At 59.9% G+C, this 17,519-nt stretch carries 12 protein-coding genes and 1 pseudogene; 12 read left to right on the top strand and 1 reads right to left on the bottom strand.

What is annotated here, in order from left to right:
- Nucleotides 1-53: 53 nt before the first annotated feature.
- The 8 genes from H6M51_RS19970 (at nt 54) to H6M51_RS19935 (ending at nt 12,388) form a co-directional block, all read left to right on the top strand.
- A complete protein-coding gene (locus H6M51_RS19970; RefSeq protein ID WP_185811561.1) occupies nt 54-758 on the top strand; it encodes a hypothetical protein in 705 nt (234 codons plus the stop codon).
- A 547-nt stretch (nt 759-1,305) separates the two neighbouring features.
- Nucleotides 1,306-4,041, top strand: coding sequence for a UvrD-helicase domain-containing protein (locus H6M51_RS19965; protein WP_246780599.1), 2,736 nt, complete (start codon nt 1,306-1,308; stop codon nt 4,039-4,041).
- A 119-nt stretch (nt 4,042-4,160) separates the two neighbouring features.
- Nucleotides 4,161-7,568, top strand: a complete 3,408-nt coding sequence (gene hsdR, locus H6M51_RS19960; RefSeq protein ID WP_185811559.1) for a type I restriction-modification system endonuclease — start codon at nt 4,161-4,163, stop codon at nt 7,566-7,568.
- An 87-nt stretch (nt 7,569-7,655) separates the two neighbouring features.
- Nucleotides 7,656-9,191, top strand: a complete 1,536-nt coding sequence (locus H6M51_RS19955) for an N-6 DNA methylase (RefSeq protein WP_185811558.1) — start codon at nt 7,656-7,658, stop codon at nt 9,189-9,191.
- Nucleotides 9,188-10,663: a restriction endonuclease subunit S gene (locus H6M51_RS19950; RefSeq protein WP_185811557.1), complete on the top strand. Its 1,476-nt coding sequence runs from the start codon at nt 9,188-9,190 to the stop codon at nt 10,661-10,663. Before H6M51_RS19955 ends, H6M51_RS19950 begins: the two co-directional genes overlap by 4 nt.
- The gene (locus H6M51_RS19945) at nt 10,660-11,019 is read left to right on the top strand and encodes a hypothetical protein (RefSeq protein ID WP_185811556.1); all 360 of its coding nucleotides are present in this window, start codon (nt 10,660-10,662) and stop codon (nt 11,017-11,019) included. Before H6M51_RS19950 ends, H6M51_RS19945 begins: the two co-directional genes overlap by 4 nt.
- Nucleotides 11,016-11,504 (top strand): hypothetical protein, encoded by a 489-nt coding sequence (locus H6M51_RS19940; RefSeq protein WP_185811555.1) that lies wholly within the window; start codon nt 11,016-11,018, stop codon nt 11,502-11,504. Before H6M51_RS19945 ends, H6M51_RS19940 begins: the two co-directional genes overlap by 4 nt.
- Nucleotides 11,505-11,518: 14 nt before the next feature.
- Nucleotides 11,519-12,388 carry a GIY-YIG nuclease family protein gene (locus H6M51_RS19935; RefSeq protein ID WP_185811554.1) on the top strand — a complete coding sequence of 290 codons (870 nt, stop codon included), beginning with the start codon at nt 11,519-11,521 and terminating at the stop codon, nt 12,386-12,388.
- Between the two features lie 89 nt (nt 12,389-12,477).
- Here the strand turns inward: H6M51_RS19935 and H6M51_RS19930 are convergent, their stop codons facing one another.
- Complete coding sequence (locus H6M51_RS19930) at nt 12,478-13,413, bottom strand: HNH endonuclease (RefSeq protein WP_185811553.1); 936 nt, start codon at nt 13,411-13,413, stop codon at nt 12,478-12,480.
- A 342-nt stretch (nt 13,414-13,755) separates the two neighbouring features.
- On the opposite strand from H6M51_RS19930, the gene H6M51_RS19925 reads away from it, so the two are divergent.
- The 4 genes and pseudogenes from H6M51_RS19925 to H6M51_RS19910 form a co-directional block, all read left to right on the top strand.
- The gene (locus H6M51_RS19925) at nt 13,756-14,925 is read left to right on the top strand and encodes a hypothetical protein (protein WP_185811552.1); all 1,170 of its coding nucleotides are present in this window, start codon (nt 13,756-13,758) and stop codon (nt 14,923-14,925) included.
- Nucleotides 14,926-15,252: 327 nt separating this feature from the next.
- Nucleotides 15,253-16,380 (top strand): hypothetical protein, encoded by a 1,128-nt coding sequence (locus tag H6M51_RS19920; RefSeq protein WP_185811551.1) that lies wholly within the window; start codon nt 15,253-15,255, stop codon nt 16,378-16,380.
- A 152-nt stretch (nt 16,381-16,532) separates the two neighbouring features.
- On the top strand, nt 16,533-16,994 hold the full coding sequence (locus H6M51_RS19915; RefSeq protein ID WP_185811550.1) for a hypothetical protein: 462 nt from the start codon (nt 16,533-16,535) through the stop codon (nt 16,992-16,994).
- Nucleotides 16,987-17,519: pseudogene (locus H6M51_RS19910) on the top strand (hypothetical protein); the annotation flags it as partial. The gene H6M51_RS19915 and the pseudogene H6M51_RS19910, both read left to right, overlap by 8 nt.

Below are 17,519 nucleotides of genomic sequence, written 5' to 3'. Positions count from 1 at the left end.
ACAAATTCAACACTGGCCCAGTCAATCCGCCCAGTCCCCGTCATGATGACGTTTTGATCTACGCTCACGAAGGTGGCCGTGTAACGCGAACCGATAGCGACTTCAAAGCTATCATCGTGATTGATGGTCACGTTTCCCCCAAGAATCTCGTGCCATTCCTGCACATTCTCGAAAGCCTCCGCATCCGCGAGCTCGGTGACCAGTCGATCGGCATAGGTTCTTCCGAACCGTTGCTCGGCTATCTCCCGGTTCAGGCAACAATGCTTCAAGTCGGCCGTCGCATACGAAATCTGCATTCGCGAGTCAGCGTCCGTTTGCGCAACAATGGATGGCGAGGCTTGCGCCACGCTGCTCGGGTAAAGTGCTGGTCATTGGGGAAGGGCAGCCCCCTCAGGTTTGGCCGCCTGCTTCGCGCGGATGCGATCGATGCGTGCCCAATTCCTGTCGAGCTCGCGTTCTCCTGCGTCGTTCATGCTTACCTCGGCGGCGTTGCAAAGGGCCGCCAGAGTCACCATCACCCCGCCGACCTCCTGGCGGACTTCGCCTGGCGGTCTGCCGAACACATATTCTACGAGTTGGTGGGCTTCTTCCTTACTGCAGGCGTTCGCCTGGGCGAGCTCGAGCGCTTCTTCAAGAAATCGATGATTTCGCTCTCGCACGTTGAGGTGCGCGGATTTTGGGAAGCACGCGACAACCCACTGCCACACGCGGTGTTGAAACGAGTCGGACTGCATCTCTACTCCCAGAAGTTGATCTGAGAAGACACTGAGTCTCAGATTGGTTCAAGTTCCAGGGGAACAAACAAGCTCGCAGGAAAATAAAGGTTGTGCATAAGCTGTGGCTTTGTCTTGCGACCGGTCGAGTTCTCGGTCGGCAGAATCTCAATTTCGTCACAACGCCTACAGACAGAATGTTGAATGGCAGCTTATCGCCAACAGTAGTCGAAAAGCGGACAGTCCGCAGCCGGCCCCTTTGCGGAATTGATTTCCGACTTGCTTGCTGATTGCCGCTCCTGAGGACTTCAGCTACTCCCTGAGGGCGGATGCAGTCTCACTGCCCGAAGATCGACGTGAGTATAGGGCTGACGACTTGACCAGAGTTCAACAACGCCCCCTGCTAGGGCTTCTCACTAACCCGTTCGCGCGCAGCGCACGAGCATTTGAGCTTTCTGGGCGGGCCCTTCTGGTCACTCTACGCGGCTCGACATTGACGGTTTCGCTTGGGGACCTGATCAACCCGCCATCGGTCGAAAGGGGGCTATTTGGCACCTCTTGCAAGTTCTCGGCGTCCGGTGGACGCGAATTCTTGTTGCGCAGCGTTCGGTATCCGGATGCCTACTCCTTCTCTGATGAGGTAAAGGTCGCTTGGATCGCCTTCAACCTTGAAGCACTTGAGCGCGATGCGGATCGATTAACCCACCTTCATGCTCAGATCGCAGATTTGGCAGAGCCGACCGCCTATCCCGCCGCCTGTCTCATTTCCCCTCTGCTGGCTGATGCAAGAGCCCTGGATGCCTCACTTCTGTCGAAGCTCAACTTAGAGGCCATCGGTCCGGAAGCGGCAGCCTGTGTAGCACGGGTTAGAACCTTTGCGGAAAAGCCGAAAGCCATACGCTCGGCTGCAATCGACGCTTTTGTCACGAGCGAGCTGGAACGCTGGAAAGAGTTCTTTGATACGATCGAGAGCAAACCGCTAACGCCAGAACAGCGACTTTCTGTCGTTGTCGATGAAGACGCCACGCTGGTTCTCGCGGGGGCCGGCTCCGGCAAGACGAGCGTGATCACGGCCAAGGCCGCCTATCTTGTCAAAGCCGGTATTCGTCGGCCGGAAGAGATCCTGCTGCTGGCATTTGCAAAGAACGCGGCAGCGGAAATGTCCGAACGCGTTGAAGCACGCTCAGGCGTCCCGATCGTAGCCCAGACATTTCATGCCATCGCCTATAACATCATCGGCAAGGTGGAAGGCACAAAGCCGCCTCTGGCAGACCACGCCACCGATGACCTGGCGTTTACCAACCTGATCAAGCAGATCCTCAAGGATCTCGTCCTGACGCTGACTGAGGTATCGAGAGCCATCATCCAGTGGTTCGCGCACTTCCTTGTCGAGCCCAAGACCGAATGGGATTTCAAGACGAAGCATGACTATTACAGCCACCTGGAGAAACAGGATCTGCGGACCCTCCAAGGGGAGAAGGTGAAGAGCTACGAAGAGCTGCAGATCGCGAACTGGCTCTACGAAAACGGCATCGCCTATGAATATGAACCAGACTACGAGCACAAGATCGAGGAAACCGGGCGCCGGCATTATTGTCCCGACTTTCGCTTGACCGAGAGTGGTGTCTACATCGAGCACTTTGGCGTTCGCCGTCAGATGCTGCCCGATGGCACCGAGCTCTTGGTCACCGCTCCGTTTGTGGCTCGAGAAGCGTATTTGGCTGGCATGGAGTGGAAGCGGAAGGTTCACGCCGAGCATGCGACCACGCTGATTGAGACCTACAGCTATGAGCGGCAGGAAGGGCGCCTGCTTACCAGCTTAGCTGAAAAGCTGGCGCCCTTTGTCACCCTCAATCCACGGCAAGCCGATACCATCTTCGATCGTGTAGTTGAAATGGCGCAGGTGGATACGTTCTCGCAACTGCTCGCAACGTTCCTGCGCAAGTTCAAGAGCGGTGGTTACAGCTTGGCCGATTGTGACGCCAAAGCAGACCAGATGAAACTCGGCAATCGAGGAAAAGCCTTTCTCGCAGTCTTCGTGCCTGTATTTGCCGAATATCAAAAGAGGCTCGGCGGACGGATCGACTTTGAGGACATGATCCTACGGGCGGCGCACTACGTTGAAACGGGCCGATATGTCAGCCCGTTCCGCCATATCCTCGTCGACGAATTCCAAGACATCTCCCAGAGCCGGGCGCGGCTGGTGAAGGCATTGAAGGTCCAGCATTCGGATGCACGGCTTTTCGCTGTCGGCGACGACTGGCAATCGATCTTCCGTTTCGCAGGTTCTGACATTCACCTCATGCGCCAGTTCGGCGCTGAGTTCGGCGGCAGCTTTGACGGCGAAACCGGAGTTCATCGAGCCGTTGATCTTGGGCGCACATTTCGTTCGGTAGATCAGATCGCCTATGCGGCCAGATCATTCGTGTTGAAGAACCCCGCCCAGATATCCAAACAAATCGTTTCTGCCGGCACAGCAACCGAGCCTGCGATTAAGATCCGGATGGTCGCGAAGAACGATGAACAGACCGTTCTGGTTGAAACGCTCCATGCCTTGTCCAGTGGAATTGAGCCGGGGACGACAGCCACAGTTTTGTTGTTGGGGCGATACCGTTTTCTTGAGCCCGATATGCGGGATCTCCAGCGGCGTTTTCCGAGGTTGCGCATCACCTTCAAAACCATTCACGCCTCGAAGGGGCTCGAAGCTGATCACGTTATTCTGCTAAATGCCGACAGCGGGCGGGCAGGCTTTCCCTCGGAGACGGTCGACGACCCACTGCTCAGCCTAGTTTCACCCGAAATTGAGGCCTACGAAAACGCAGAGGAGCGCCGCGTCATGTACGTGGCCATGACGCGCGCCAGGCATACGCTGACGATTCTCGCTTCGAAGTCGCGCCCGTCATCCTTCGTTACCGAGTTGGCAAAGGAGCCTGGCTACAAGGTCGCGGCCTTCACCGAAGAGGACGTCGACCATGAGTGTGGCGAATGCGGCGGGCGGTTGCTCGACGTTAAAGGCCAGGATGGGCGGATCAGGTACCGTTGTGAGCATGTGGATCATTGCGGAAACATCCTCCCGGCTTGCCCGTCCTGCGGCGTTGGCCTGCCCCGGCATCTTGATGGGACACCCGATCTCGCATGCCGGTGTGGCTGCACGGTTCCGACTTGCCCGGAGTGCGGGGATGGTTGGCTGGTCGAACGCTCCGGGCTATATGGTGCATTCCAAAGCTGTGTCCGCTTTCCCCGTTGCACCGGAAAAGCTCGCGGTGCGGCCGCTCCGGACAAGGCCAGAAGGCGAAGGCAAAGTCAGACCGGGCCGATCCAAGGATAGCGCACAAATGAAGCGTAGCCATGCTGAGACATCACTCTGAAATGCTTGCAACTCCAGTTTACCTGCTCCCCTAACGTGTGGCATGTTCACCCCAATGAGATAAGCATCTGGGTGGGGCATTGTCGGCAAACTTTGGTCATCTGCAGGAGATCAGCCCGGAGCTGCATCGCCTCGGCACGCTGGCCGAGCGATTCTTCGCCGAGGATGCCAACACCTCGCTGATCAAGAGCCGCCAGTTCGGCGAATACATGGTCAAGGAGATCGCCGCTCTTTCCGGCGTTTATGACCCCGCCGCGCGCGAGACCACGAACGACCTCCTTCGACGCCTCGCGACACAGCAGGTTTTGCCGCGTGAAGTCGCCGACATCTTCCATGCGGTTCGCAAGAGCGGCAACGACGCAACCCACAATCTGGCCGGTTCGCCCGCCGACGCACTCGCGGCGCTCAAATTCTGCCGCGCACTCGGCGTCTGGTATCGCCGAACCTATGGGCGTGATCCGGGGTTCAAGCCTGGTCCCTTTGTGCCGCCCCGAGCCTCTGCGGATACTGACCAGGACACCAAAGCGGAACTGGCCGCACTGCGTGCCCAGGTCAGGGAAGCCGAGGAAAAGCTTGCCGCTGCCCATGCCTCGGCGGAAGACCTCGCAAAAGCCCGTGCCGCTGCCGAAGAGCTCGCCCGCCAAGCATCCGCTGACAGTGCCGTCTGCGAGCAGGCCGCCGTCGAGATGGAGGCCAATCAGGCCGCACTCGCACGCAAGCTTGTCGACTTGCAGAAGGCGGCGGAGGCCCAGCCCGAGCAGTTGCAGATCGAGTTCAAGCAGGCGGGTCTGAAAGCGGCGAGCAGCCTGGAGCTCGATGAGCGCCAGACCCGCCGGCTGATCGACGTGCAGCTTGTTGATGCCGGATGGGTAGCCGACAGCGACCGCCTGGCCTATCAAAAGGGTGCCCGACCGGAGGAAGGGCGCAATCTCGCCATCGCCGAATGGCCGTCGGACGGTGGCAGGGCAGATTATGCCCTGTTCGTCGGCCTCACTTGTGTCGGTGTCATCGAGGCCAAGCGCGAGAGTGTCGATGTGCCGTCTACGCTGCAGCAGGCAGAACGTTACGCCCGCACCATCGTGCTCGCCCCGGAAGAAGCGCATCCACACGGCCCTTGGAAACACGGCCTGGATGAACCCTTCCGTGTCCCCTTCGTCTTCGCCACCAATGGCAGACCCTATGTGCGCCAGTGGGTGACAAAATCCGGAATTTGGTATCGGGATGTCAGGCGCGAGACCAACCACGCCGTCCCGATGACGAGCTGGTTCTCGCCAAAGGATCTCCTCGACAAACTGACCACAGATGTCGATACCGCCGCCCAGGGTCTGGCAGAGGAGAGTTTCGGCAAGGGACGCATGCGCCCCTATCAGGAAGAGGCGATCGCCGCGATCGAAACAGCCGTTGTCGCCGGTCAGCGCGACATTCTCGTGTCCATGGCGACCGGCACGGGCAAGACGCGCACGGCAATCGCGCTGATGTATCGACTGCTCAAACACAAGCGCTTCCGCCGCATCCTCTTCCTCGTCGACCGCAAGGCGCTTGGCCGGCAGACGAGCGACGCGCTCCAAACCACCGAGATCGAGGGCATGCTGAACTTCGCCCAGATCTACAAGGTCGCCGGGCTGGAGCAGAAACTGCCGGAAGAAGAGGACCAGGTGCAGGTCGCGACCGTTCAGTCCCTGATCGCCCGCATCCTCAACGAGCCGGATCCGGCCAAGCGGCCCACGCCAGGCACCTTCGACTGCATCATCGTCGACGAAGCCCATCGCGGTTACACGCTGGATGCCGAGCTGCGCGAAAGCGATATCGGCTTCCGCAACATCGATGACTACCAGTCGGCCTATCGACAGGTCCTCGATTACTTCGATGCCGTGAAGGTGGCGCTGACGGCGACACCCGCGCTCCACACCCGCGAGATCTTCGGCCACCCGGTCTTCCATTATGGCTATCGTCAGGCCGTCGTCGAAGGGTATCTCAACGATCACCTGCCGCCGAAGCGCATCACCACGGCGCTGTCGGAAGCCGGCATCCATTTTGAGGGTGGCGAGGAGGTCGAGATCATCGACCGCAAGACGGGCCAGATCGATCTCTTCGAGTTGCCGGATGAAGTCTCCCTCGATTACGACCTCGCCGACTTCAACAGGCGCGTCTATTCGGAATCCTTCAATCGCATCGTCTGCCGCGCAATCGCCACCGAGATCCCGCCGTCGAAACCCGGCAAGACGCTAATCTTCGCCGCCCGCGATGCCCATGCCGATGACATCGTGCGCCTACTGGTCGAGGAACTGCAGGAGGAATACGGCAAGGAAAACGTGCCTCATGGCATGGTGACGAAGATCACCGGCACAGTCGAGAAAGCCGATGACCTGATCTTGAAGTTCAAGAACGACCCCTATCCGAAATATGTCGTCACGGTCGACTTGCTCACCACAGGCGTCGACGTGCCCTCCATCTGCAATCTCGTCTTCGTCCGCCGGGTCAAGAGCCGCATCCTCTACGACCAGATGATCGGTCGCGCCACGCGGCTTTGCCCTGATATCGGCAAGGAGCATTTCCGCATCTTCGATGCTGTCGATCTCTATGCCGAGCTGCAGGAGATGAGCGACATGCGCCCGGTCGTTGTCAAGCCGGATATCGCGCTCGGCCAGCTCGTCACGGATCTGCAAAATGCGGAAACGGAAGAGGACAAGAGCTGGGTGGCAGCCCAGGTCATCGTGCGCATGCGCAGCCTTTTAAAGCGCATGGATGCCGAGACCCGCGAGAGCTTCGAACGCCACACGGGCGAAAGCCCCGACATAGCGTTGCAGCGGCTCTCCACCCGCTCTGGTGCCGAGTTGCAGGAGTGGCTGGCCTCCCATCCTCGCGCCGTCGAGCTGCTCGAACGCCGCCCGCTCTTCACGGACAAGAACGATGGCGTCGTCATCTCCACCCATGAGGACGAGCTGCTGCGCATCGAGGAGATCTTTGGCAAGAACACGACGCCGGAGGATTACATCACCGGCTTCGAACGCTTCGTGCGCGAAAACATGAACCAGGTCCCGGCGCTGATTGCCGTCACCCAGCGCCCGCGTGATCTGACCCGCAAGGAACTCTCCGAACTCGCCGGCCTGCTCGACGAGAAGAACTATTCCGAAGCCATGCTGCGCGCCGCTTACGGTCGCGCCCGAAATGCCGATATCGCCGCCCATATCATCGGCTTCGTCCGCCAGGCGGCGCTGGGCGATCCGCTCATCCCCTATGCCACCCGCGTTGACAGCGCGATCGTCAAGATCGAGTCCTCCAGGCCGTGGACACAGAAGCAGAAGGAGTGGCTGCGCCGCATTGGTCGCGCCTTGAAGGACAAGCCGGTGGCCGACCCGACCCTGCTCGACCAGGGCGCCTTCGCCGACAAGGGCGGCTTCAAGCGCATCGCGCAGGAGTTCGACGGCGAGCTCGACGAGGTGCTGCACGCCTTCAACGAGGCGATCTGGGCGCCGCCCGCCGCGTGACCCTCAGGCCGTCGTTGACCATCGACTGATGATCACTACAACCACTACAACCACAATCACGATCCCGGATCAAATGAGAATCACGTCATGAATGCCAATGCCATCGTCCAGAAACTCTGGCGCCTCTGCACGGTCCTGCGCAAGGACGGCATCACCTATCAGCAATATGTCACCGAGCTGACCTATCTGCTGTTTCTGAAGATGATGGCTGAGCGCAACCGCGAGACAGGCAGCCTGCCGAAGGGCATGCGCTGGGCGGATCTGGTCGCGGCAAACGGTCTGGCAAAGCTCGAACATTACCGCAAGGTTCTCGTCACCCTCGGCGCCGCCAGCTCAAGGCTCGGCGAAGACGATGTTCTCCTCTCGCCGCCCGGCGAAGGTGCCAGCCCCGAAGAGCGCAAGCGTTATGCCGATGCCCGTCCGCTGCCGGAGATGGTGCAAAAGATCTTCGACAATGCCTCCACCTTCCTGCGCGAGCCGCAGAACCTCACGACGCTAGTCACCGCCATCGATGAACTCGACTGGTTCTCCGAAGAGCGCGACCAGTTCGGCGATCTCTATGAAGGCCTTCTGCAGAAGAACGCGGAAGAAACCAAGCGCGGCGCAGGCCAATATTTTACCCCCCGCGTGCTGATCGAGCTTCTGGTCCGCCTCATGCAGCCGAAGCCCGGCGAAGTCATCCAGGATCCGGCCTCCGGCACCGGTGGCTTCCTGATTGCCGCTGATCGCTACATGAAGGCGCGCACCGACGACTATCTCGCACTGGGCGAAAAGGAGCAGGAGTTCCAGAAGCGCCGCGCCATTCACGGCATGGAAAACGTGCCGGGCACGCTGCGCCTGCTGCTGATGAACCTTTATTTGCACGATATCGATGGCGACCATGTCGATCTCGGCGATACGCTGTCCGACAAGGGCAAGGGTCTCGGCCGCGCCCATCTCATCCTAACCAACCCGCCCTTCGGCCCGGCAGGCGGCGCGCCAACCCGCGATGACCTCTCCGTCACAGCGAACGTCTCCTCCTACCAGCTCCCCTTTGTCGAACACTGCATCCGCGCGCTTGAGCCCGGTGGCCGTGCGGCGATCGTCGTGCCGGACAATGTCCTCTTCGAAGACGGGCGTGGGCGTGAGCTGCGCCGCATGATGATGGACTGGTGCGAGTTGCACACCATCCTGCGCCTGCCCACCGGCATTTTTTATGCGCAAGGGGTGAAGACCAATGTCATCTTCCTGACGCGGGCCAAGACCGAGAGCGGCAACACCAAATCCGTCTGGATCTATGATCTGCGCGCCCAGATGCCGAAATTCGGCAAGACGACGCCGCTGACGCAAGCCTATTTCGAAGGGTTTGAAAAAGCATTTGGAACAAGCCCCTATGGCAAGGAGCGTGGCCCGGATGAAGGCGAAGCCGGCCGCTGGCGCCAGTTCACCCGCGAGGCCATCGCCGCCCGTGGTGACAATCTCGATATCGCCTGGCTGCGCGAGGCGGAGGAAGAGGCGGAAGAAGGCCTCATCGAACCCGACGACATCGCCGCCGCCATCCTCGGCCATCTTCAGGCCGCCACGCTGGAGATCGAGGCGCTGATGGCGGAACTGGGCGATGACCTGCCGGAGGCGGCGGAATGAGTGGGCTGCCGAGGGGGTGGGTTGAGGCGACGTTAGAAGACCTCTGCGAGTTCAATCCGAAGCACGATCCGGAGACAGACCGTGGGACTAGGGTCAGCTTTATTCCTATGCCTGCGGTGGATGATGAGACCGGAGCGATAGTCGACAGGTCCGCCATTCGACCACTCTCGGAAGTCTGGAAAGGCTACACGCATTTTGCCGACGCCGATGTGATCTTTGCCAAGATCACTCCATGCATGGAAAATGGAAAGATCGCGGTCGCCCGAGACCTCGAAAATGGAATGGCTTGTGGCTCAACCGAGTTTCATGTTCTGCGTTCTAAGGGCGCGGTGGAGCCTGACTTTATTTGGCGATTTTTACGCCAGCGGAGCTACAGACAGGTAGCAGAGCGCTCAATGACGGGTGCTGTGGGTCAGCGTCGAGTACCCAAGCCGTTCCTTGAGGGGACTACATTACCCCTCCCACCCCTGGCCGAGCAAAAGCGCATCGTGGCCAAGCTGGATGCGCTGAACGCGAAATCCGCCCGCGCCCGCACCGAACTCGCCCGCATCGAAACCCTCGTCTCCCGCTACAAGCAGGCCGTGCTCAGCAAGGCGTTCAGCGGGGAGTTGACACGGGCATGGAGAGAGAGCAGTGGCGTCGCACTCTCGGCTTCGGAAAAGCTCGCTGTGGCAAAGGCGCTGCAACGAGCGCTTTCCTCTCGAAGGGGCGCACGCACCAACACCCACCAAGTAGAATTCAATGCCGTTCCCGCCATTCCCGGCTCATGGGCTCATGCTGTCATCGGGGTCGGTGCGGACATGACTGTCGGGTTCGCGTTCAAGAGCGAATGGTTCCGTGTCGATGGTGTGAAGCTTCTGCGCGGCGCAAATATTGCTCCGAAAGCGATAGACTGGTCTGAGTTGAAGTGCCTGGATGCCTTACGCGCCCAAGAGTTTGCGAGGTACTTGGTTGAAGAGAACGACATTGTGTTGGCCATGGATCGTCCGGTGATCTCAACTGGCCTCAAAGTCGCGCGAGTGGCGAAGCAAGATGCGGGCTGCCTCTTGGTGCAGCGGGTCACCCGCTTTCGTGCATCAGAATTCATTGCTCAGGACTTTCTCTGGTGGTTTCTCAATTCCCAAGTGTTCTTGGCTCATAGTTTGCACCGGGCAACAGGCTCTGATCTGCCTCATATTAGCGGAGATGACATCGCTACCTGCCCCCTTCCGGTGCCACCCCTCGAAGAACAACACGAAATTGTCCGCCGCATCGAATCCGCCTTCGCCAAGATCGACCGGCTGGCGAAAGAGGCAAAGCGCGCGCTGGAGCTGGTGGGCCGGCTGGATGACGCGATCCTGGCCAAAGCCTTCCGCGGCGAACTGGTCCCTCAGGACGAGAACGACGAACCCGCCAAACACCTGCTCGCCCGCATCCGCGCCGAGCGCGAGGCGGCACCGAAGGGCAAACGGGGGCGGGGGGCGAAGGCATGACGGTTTACGAGAGCACTCTGACCCCCGGCAATTTTACGCTGGAGGGGAAGAGGCCGCACATCTACATCACGCCTTTCTACCGAAAACTCCCTCCCGATGTCTTCGGCGGCACAAGCGTTCACACCCCGGCGCCGCGCCGCGTTCGTCTGGAATTCGGCGCCTTGCGCACGGACACTTTCGTCCCCACGGACAAGAAGGGTCGGCCGCGCACATTCTTCCAGGACCGGAACTTCGTCCGCGAGTTCTTCGCCCGCACTGGTGCCAAGCCCGGCGACATTGTCCTCTTTGAGGAGGTCACTCCTTACCATTTCCGCTTGTCGCTGAAGACGGCGGCGGGAAAGGTGATAGCGGCATGAGACCCGTCGGTGAATGGGATGACAAACAACTCGCCAACCTGATCGCCAACTATCAAAGGCTTCAGCGGGTTGACGACCCCTATTTCCTCGAGGCTTTGTCCGAAATGGCCCGCCGCAAAGGCGCCGGGCTGGATTTCGAGAAGACATTCAGCGCTGTTCTGAAGGCCGCGAAAGAGCGGCGGTTCCTGTCCTACAAGCAGTTGGCGGACGAAAGCGAGGTTGAATGGTCAAGGGTACGTTACGCCGCCAACCAGCATCTGGGCGACCTGATCGAATATGCGCATCGCAAGGGATGGCCGCTACTCAGCGCCATCATCGTCAACCAGCAGAACCTGGCCGACGGCCACATGGAGCCGTCTACCCTCAGGGGCTTCTGCGAGGCGGCGCGCTCCCTGGGATACGCTGTCGCCGATGAGAAAGCCTTTCTGAAAGACCAGCAGCAGCGGGTGTTCGAGTGGGCTGCATCACACGACATTGACACGTGAGCGGGCAGGGACGGATGCCGAAGGTCTTTTTCACCTATGTATGGGGACCGCCCGGCGACCCGTGCTGGCCGTTGACCTTCGGCTCCAAGGCCGCCCGCACGCAGGCTAATAAGGCACTGACCGAAGGTGACTATGTCTTCACCGTTGGCACCAAGGGGGAGGCGACACAGCGAGAGAGCCAAGGCCGCGTCCTTGGCCTCTATCAGGTCTCATCTCTCGAAGTGAACACGATCGATTACATGGACCAGATCGACACCAGCGGCAACACGGAGCGTGCGGCAAGCGAGTTCCCCTATGCGCTGCATCCGATATCGGTCTGGGAAATCACGTCACCGGAGAATACCTTCTCGAGCCTCGTCGGCCCTCTGACCGGCGCCCATCATCTGCGGGCACAATCGACCGTCGTCGAACTCGATCCGGAGACAGCGGCTCCGTTGCTAGCACTCGCGCGTCGCCCGGTCTCGCTGGCTGAGCCGAGAACACTGCTCGGACGCGGTCTGGTCGCCCACAAGAACAGCAAACTGGCGCCCAAACACGAGGGCGCGTTCAGCGGCGCCTTCGGCGAGCATGATATCTGGTATGTCTACGTCCTTGCGCTAAAGGATCGACAAGGTCGCGACCTTGCCTTCAAGATCGGTTATGCCAGCGACCCTGCTGCCCGTTGCGCCGCCTATCAGGCTCCCATGGCTTCGGAAGTGACTGGCCTCACCTGGAAGCCTGCCTGCAGTCAAGCGACTGGAAGCGAAGATGACGCCCGCCGGATAGAACAGGCACTCCTGGCGCATTTTTCGAAATACAAGCTGCCCAGCAACGGAGAGATCATTCGTGGACCTACGGAAACGGAAATCCTATCGAAACTGGCAGTCATCCTTCGGCAGGGATGAGAAGCCGGGATTAGCCCGTTCAGTGATCTGAATTAGTCTCAGCGAGTGTGGGACTGGTTGCAGCCAGGTCGGAAATCATTTCCGTCTTCTCAGCCCTTAAATCTCTCCCTGCGGTGATACTGCAGGAACTGTGAATGCGGTCGCTCATCGGCGCGTGCCGGCACAAGCAGGCGTCGCTCCGGATTAATGAGCCGTGTCACAGTGTCGGGAACCCCGGCCCTCGCGATCAGGAGGCTATAGTCATCGTCGACCGAGATCAGGCCGCGGTCGAACATCCAGTGCACGGTTCCGGATAGAGCCAAGCCATTGCGGACGCTGTCCGGGCCGCCATCGGCCACCGGACGAATGTGCGCGGCCTGGACCTCCGATCGCCCGCCACCATTGATCAGTTTGATGCCGGTGACGGCGCAGGTGTCCTGATATGCGGACTTGATGGCCACCGAAAACGCCCGGTCGCGGAACGGCCGCTGCACCACTTGGGAGATGATCCGTCGGTCGACGCTGTCGGCCTCATAAGGCATTTGCGGGTTATGACCAAAGCCAATCCGCGCCTCCTCGACCGGATCCGGTGCTGCACGTTCCCGATCCCGCTTGCCCAGCACATGCGCGAAACCAGCGGCGAGGATCAGGTCGTATTCGGCGTCGGAAATGTTGCGGACCGCGCGACCGAAGGCCCCCTTGTTCGTCGAGCCGTCGTCTTTCTGCAGACCGCTCTCATAGTAGTGTGCCCCGTCCTTGAAGGGGACGGCATGATCGAAAGGCAGAAAGTCATCAACCAGAGCGTAGAAGTGGTCGGCCCTTGATGGGTCCTCGATGATGTCGATGATCCTGGCTGTCGCGAAGTAAGCCTGCCTGCCGCCGGTCTTCATCAAATCGCCGCTCGGCCGCCTGGGCTCGTAATAGACGATCCAGTCTCCGCGCGCGGCCTCCACCTGCCGCAGATAGGTGCGCGGGAAATGATACCGCTGCTCCGGAAGGTCGTCATAAGTCGGATCGACCTTGGTCGTCAGAATTGCCTTTGCCATCGCACGCCGATCCCTCGCAGAGCACTCCACGCTGTTTGTTTTTGGCTACCAGGTCGCGCAGATCATGGGAAGCGCAAGTGAAGGATTCCGAGGGCGGTTTTGGTGGTCTGCGACACCCAATAAGGGGGGTGGAATTTACTTGGATGAAGGCGAAGTAACAAGTTGTTTCAGCCTGTGGATAGACCCATTTTCTCAATTATCTTAAGTAATAATTTAAGCAAATCGCCAATTGTTGACAATTTAATTAGTCGTTAATGATTTGACATTACTTCCAGTTGCTTCATAATTAAGGGGTAGGCTTCACATCGGTCTACAACTTGAAAACAACGCAGGAGTTATCTCGTGACCAACACTACAAAGACGCCGCCGCCCGCCCCCACCGCAGACCAGTTCTATAAGGCCCATGGAGTCCCCGAGGACATCAAGAGCCGCCTCGAAAGCACTGCAGTTCTTCTCATCAGCGCGACGCGACGCTCCACTGAAGAGACCTTCGAACTCGGTGAGCACCTCGAACAGGCAGCCACCCTGCTGCCGGATGGAACCGTAGAACAATGGGCGGCCGAGCGGTGTGGCTACACAGCGCGTCACATCCGAACCTTGCGCGCCACGGCACGTAACTTGGTTGCGTACAAGGAGGTTCTCGTCGAGCTCGCCGTCGGCCCAACCGTTGTCGGCAAGCTGAGTTCGGCAAACCCCGAGCAGATCGAGCAAGCGATCGGCGTGGCGCGGGATACTGGCCGTCTAAGGGTCCAGGACGTAACAGCAATTATTTCCGGGTCCAATGAAGGTGCCGAGCAGGAGGAGGAAGTCGATCCCTTTGATGTCGGCGGTCCTGACGGTCTCAAGGCCATCGTTGCGCTCAAGGTCCGCGAAGGGATGAAGTCATTCATCGCACACGTGAATGAAATTCGTGCGCACATTGAAGAAGCGCTGCCGAAGCAAAACATCGTTAAAAAGGCTCTTGTTGGGAAAACGGCTTTAACTGCACGGCTTGCGAGGGAGGAGCTGAAAAGCCTTGCCCAATTCGTCACCCCCAACCCCACCGCGGCATCCGTCATTCACGCCACTTCGATTCCAAGTCGCACGAAATGGGCAGCAGTCGGCGATCTTCTTTACAACATGGGCGGCGAAGACACCTGGCCGGACAAAGCGGGACTTCGCGCGTGGTTGGAAAACGAAGTGCTCCCGCTCCTGAATTGGGTGGCTCCGAAGCCGCCAGAGTCGAGAGCATTGAAGGCTAAAGCGGCTTCCGTTGACGTGCTGCCCGCCAAGAAAGCGACGGCGAAGCTGGCGAAGGCATCAAAACTGAAAGCCGAGACCTTTCCGACATTGAAGGAAGGTTTGGAGTCGATGTTTGCCGGGGTCGGTATCGACGCTAGGGTGAACCTTGCCGCCCCGGAAAAGAAAAATACGATCCCAACGTTGACGGAGGCCCTCGCCAAACCACAGTCCCGCGGTCCACGTCCTGCCGTCCTCGGCGAAGCCAAACTTGACTCAGCATCAGCAGCCTGAGGTCCGATCGGAAGGCGTGACTGTCTATTTTACCATCGAACTCGAAAGGGCCGCCTGTCGGCCCTTTTCAATTCTGGGATCAGTTCCGACCTGATTGAGGGTGGAATCTGATCGGCGATATCGGATACGATCGCTGTCCGGACGCTGTGAGCCCACCGTTAACCTTGTACCGGCTTTGTTCTTTTTGTGCCCCCAGGGTCCTTGAGCCCGACCTCGGGTCCTGCCAGGGTAAGCGCGTTCCGGATGACCGGGACAAGCGGCCCTAGCCGATGCTCGTAACATCGACAAGGGCCTAACCCTCAGCCTTCTTGCGAAAGGAATCGGGCTATGACCACGTTTACCTCCTCGGGCCCTATGGGGGAAGTTCCCCGTTCGAGCACCAATCTGATCAATTCCGAGCTCAACTTCGGCAGTTCAGGCTCCCGCCTGCGCCCGTTCGGCTTTGGCCGCAATGTGGTTGCCGCGCCGATCCGCGAGCCAGCCGTGCTGCGCCGCCATCCGCACCTCGTCCGCTTCAAGGACGTTGAGGCCGATCTCGATGTGCTCATCGATCGCGCCATCACTGCGATCACCGACGGCGAACCGACCGAAGATGAGATCTTGGGCCACTACGTTCACATCGCCTCTCTCGTGCGGGCGGTGTCGTTCAGGGAAGGGAAGCTTCTTGAGTATGCAGTTGAACGGGTAGCGAGAGCGAACCCGAATGTGCTGGTGCTGACGCAGTCGCTCAAACTGCCGCTGGTCAAAGCAGCGCTTGAAGCTGTCTCCGGCAATGATTGGTCGTGCCTCGACGGCATCAAGCTCGATTGCGAGTCGCCAGCAAAAGGCAGCTACACGCCCGACCTTATCGTCGTGAACCGCGCGCGACACACCGCATACATCCTCGACCTCAAGCGCTCGCTCGCGTCTTACGGCGACACAAGCCGCCTCGAGGAACTCAAGATGAAGATGATGGCTTCGGCGATGGTGTTGCCCGACTGGCTTTACAAAAACCAGAAGCGCCTCATGGTCGATGCGGTCGAAGTCGCAATCGTCGATGGGGCCAGCCGACCAAGCGATCATGCCGCGGGCATCTGGGCGCTCTCCGAAATCGATGACCTGCTGGAGATCGACGGGGCCGCAGCTTGCATGGCCGAGCTACGCCGCCGCTTCGGTGCCCGAGTGCAGCAGCTTCTTGAGGTCGAAGCGCGCAAGGCGATTGGGGTCGACGAGCGGTTCACCGAAGCGGCAGCCGACACTGAAGCCGAGCTGATTGCGCCGAAGCCACCTCGGATCAACCTCAACGGTCCGAGCCGAACATTTGAGGAAGACATGGCGGCCCGATCGTTTGACGAAGATTTGGATCGCGACCCTTGGGATGATGATCGCTTCGATCCGGCCGATACAATAGACGATGACGAGCCGCGTCCGGTCTTCTTCCGCATCGGCTATGCCAGACGCCCTGGGACGCACTGACCCAAACCGCTCGATGATCTGAACGCTGTAGCCAGACGCTTGCCGTCGGGCTGCAGGCGTTGGCCGCAATGGCTTTGCGCCCGCGGCTTTCCTCACCGTTCCCCATTCCACGTTTGCGCTGGGCCCCGATGTGGTCCGGCCAAGGAGTTCCCATGTCTTCTGACATCCATTCGGAGGGGCCGCGCATGCGTTGCGAAGCGGTCATGCCGAATACACGACCGACGTCTCTCGATTGCCACCGCTCCCACGACGCCTTGCTCCGCACCGGGAGCGCACCCTCCCATCAATCGCCCGCAGATGATCCTGCCGTCGCGATCGCCCTCGCACTTGGTCACGTTCGAACCCAACACGGACTTACCGGCATCGTGCCGCCTCGCGTGATGGCGCACCTGCTGGTCCATATCGAGCGGGGCGACCCAGCTTGCGCGGTGGTCTTGGACTGGCTCGCCAAGCGCAGCCGCAACACCGCCGTGCAGCGCGAGCGTCGCAGGGTTCGCGAGCGTCCCCGGCCGGAGCCGGGCACTCTCAGGAAACGCGCGTTGCGGGCGCGAGACCTTAACCGATCCGACTTGGCAATTATTGCCGAGACTGAGGAGGGCAAGATCGATGAGTAAGATCGCCCGCCTGTTTGTTCATCGCCTTGAACAGCTTGCCCGACGCGAGGCGAGGCGCAACGCCCTGCGCAACGGGTTGCTGGGGGTAAAGGCCATCGAAATCGACGGTCACATGACCCGGCGCTACACGCCTGTGTTCGACACCTCGTCCCTCACCGGCGATCGGGACAAGGACTTGGCATGGGTGCGGCGGCACTTTGGCGACTATCTGCAGCCAGTGGCGGGAGCGTTCGAAGGTACTTCGGTGCCCGCGGGTCTACGATCGGCATCTCGGCGGAAGTCCGGTTCCAAAAATGAGCGTCTGTCCGACGCTGATCATGCGAACCGCGCCTATGCTCTGAGCCTCGTTGGCCAAGCGGGCAAAGGACCCCTCGTCAGTAACATCATCGCGGCGATCGTCCTTGCCCGGGCGATTGAGAGAACCCGTGTGACCCTGGCCTCCTTGGTTCGCGCGGCGGCGATGCCGGCTCCGGTGATCGCCTTGCATGCGCCGATCATCGGCTTCGAATCGGCAATCCGACGGCT

This window comes from Rhizobium sp. AQ_MP (assembly GCF_014237835.1).
Lineage (GTDB): Bacteria > Pseudomonadota > Alphaproteobacteria > Rhizobiales > Rhizobiaceae > Allorhizobium.
This window is presented reverse-complemented; position numbering and strand designations above follow the sequence as displayed.

Bases quoted from the DNA above. Each gene is read 5' to 3' on its own strand.
- H6M51_RS19950 (WP_185811557.1), top strand. From the start codon at position 9,188: ATGAGTGGGCTGCCGAGGGGGTGGGTTGAGGCGACGTTAGAAGACCTC.
- H6M51_RS19920 (WP_185811551.1), top strand. From the start codon at position 15,253: ATGACCACGTTTACCTCCTCGGGCCCTATGGGGGAAGTTCCCCGTTCG.
- H6M51_RS19930 (WP_185811553.1), bottom strand. From the start codon at position 13,413: ATGGCAAAGGCAATTCTGACGACCAAGGTCGATCCGACTTATGACGAC.
- H6M51_RS19915 (WP_185811550.1), top strand. From the start codon at position 16,533: ATGTCTTCTGACATCCATTCGGAGGGGCCGCGCATGCGTTGCGAAGCG.
- H6M51_RS19935 (WP_185811554.1), top strand. From the start codon at position 11,519: ATGCCGAAGGTCTTTTTCACCTATGTATGGGGACCGCCCGGCGACCCG.
- H6M51_RS19955 (WP_185811558.1), top strand. From the start codon at position 7,656: ATGAATGCCAATGCCATCGTCCAGAAACTCTGGCGCCTCTGCACGGTC.
- H6M51_RS19945 (WP_185811556.1), top strand. From the start codon at position 10,660: ATGACGGTTTACGAGAGCACTCTGACCCCCGGCAATTTTACGCTGGAG.
- H6M51_RS19940 (WP_185811555.1), top strand. From the start codon at position 11,016: ATGAGACCCGTCGGTGAATGGGATGACAAACAACTCGCCAACCTGATC.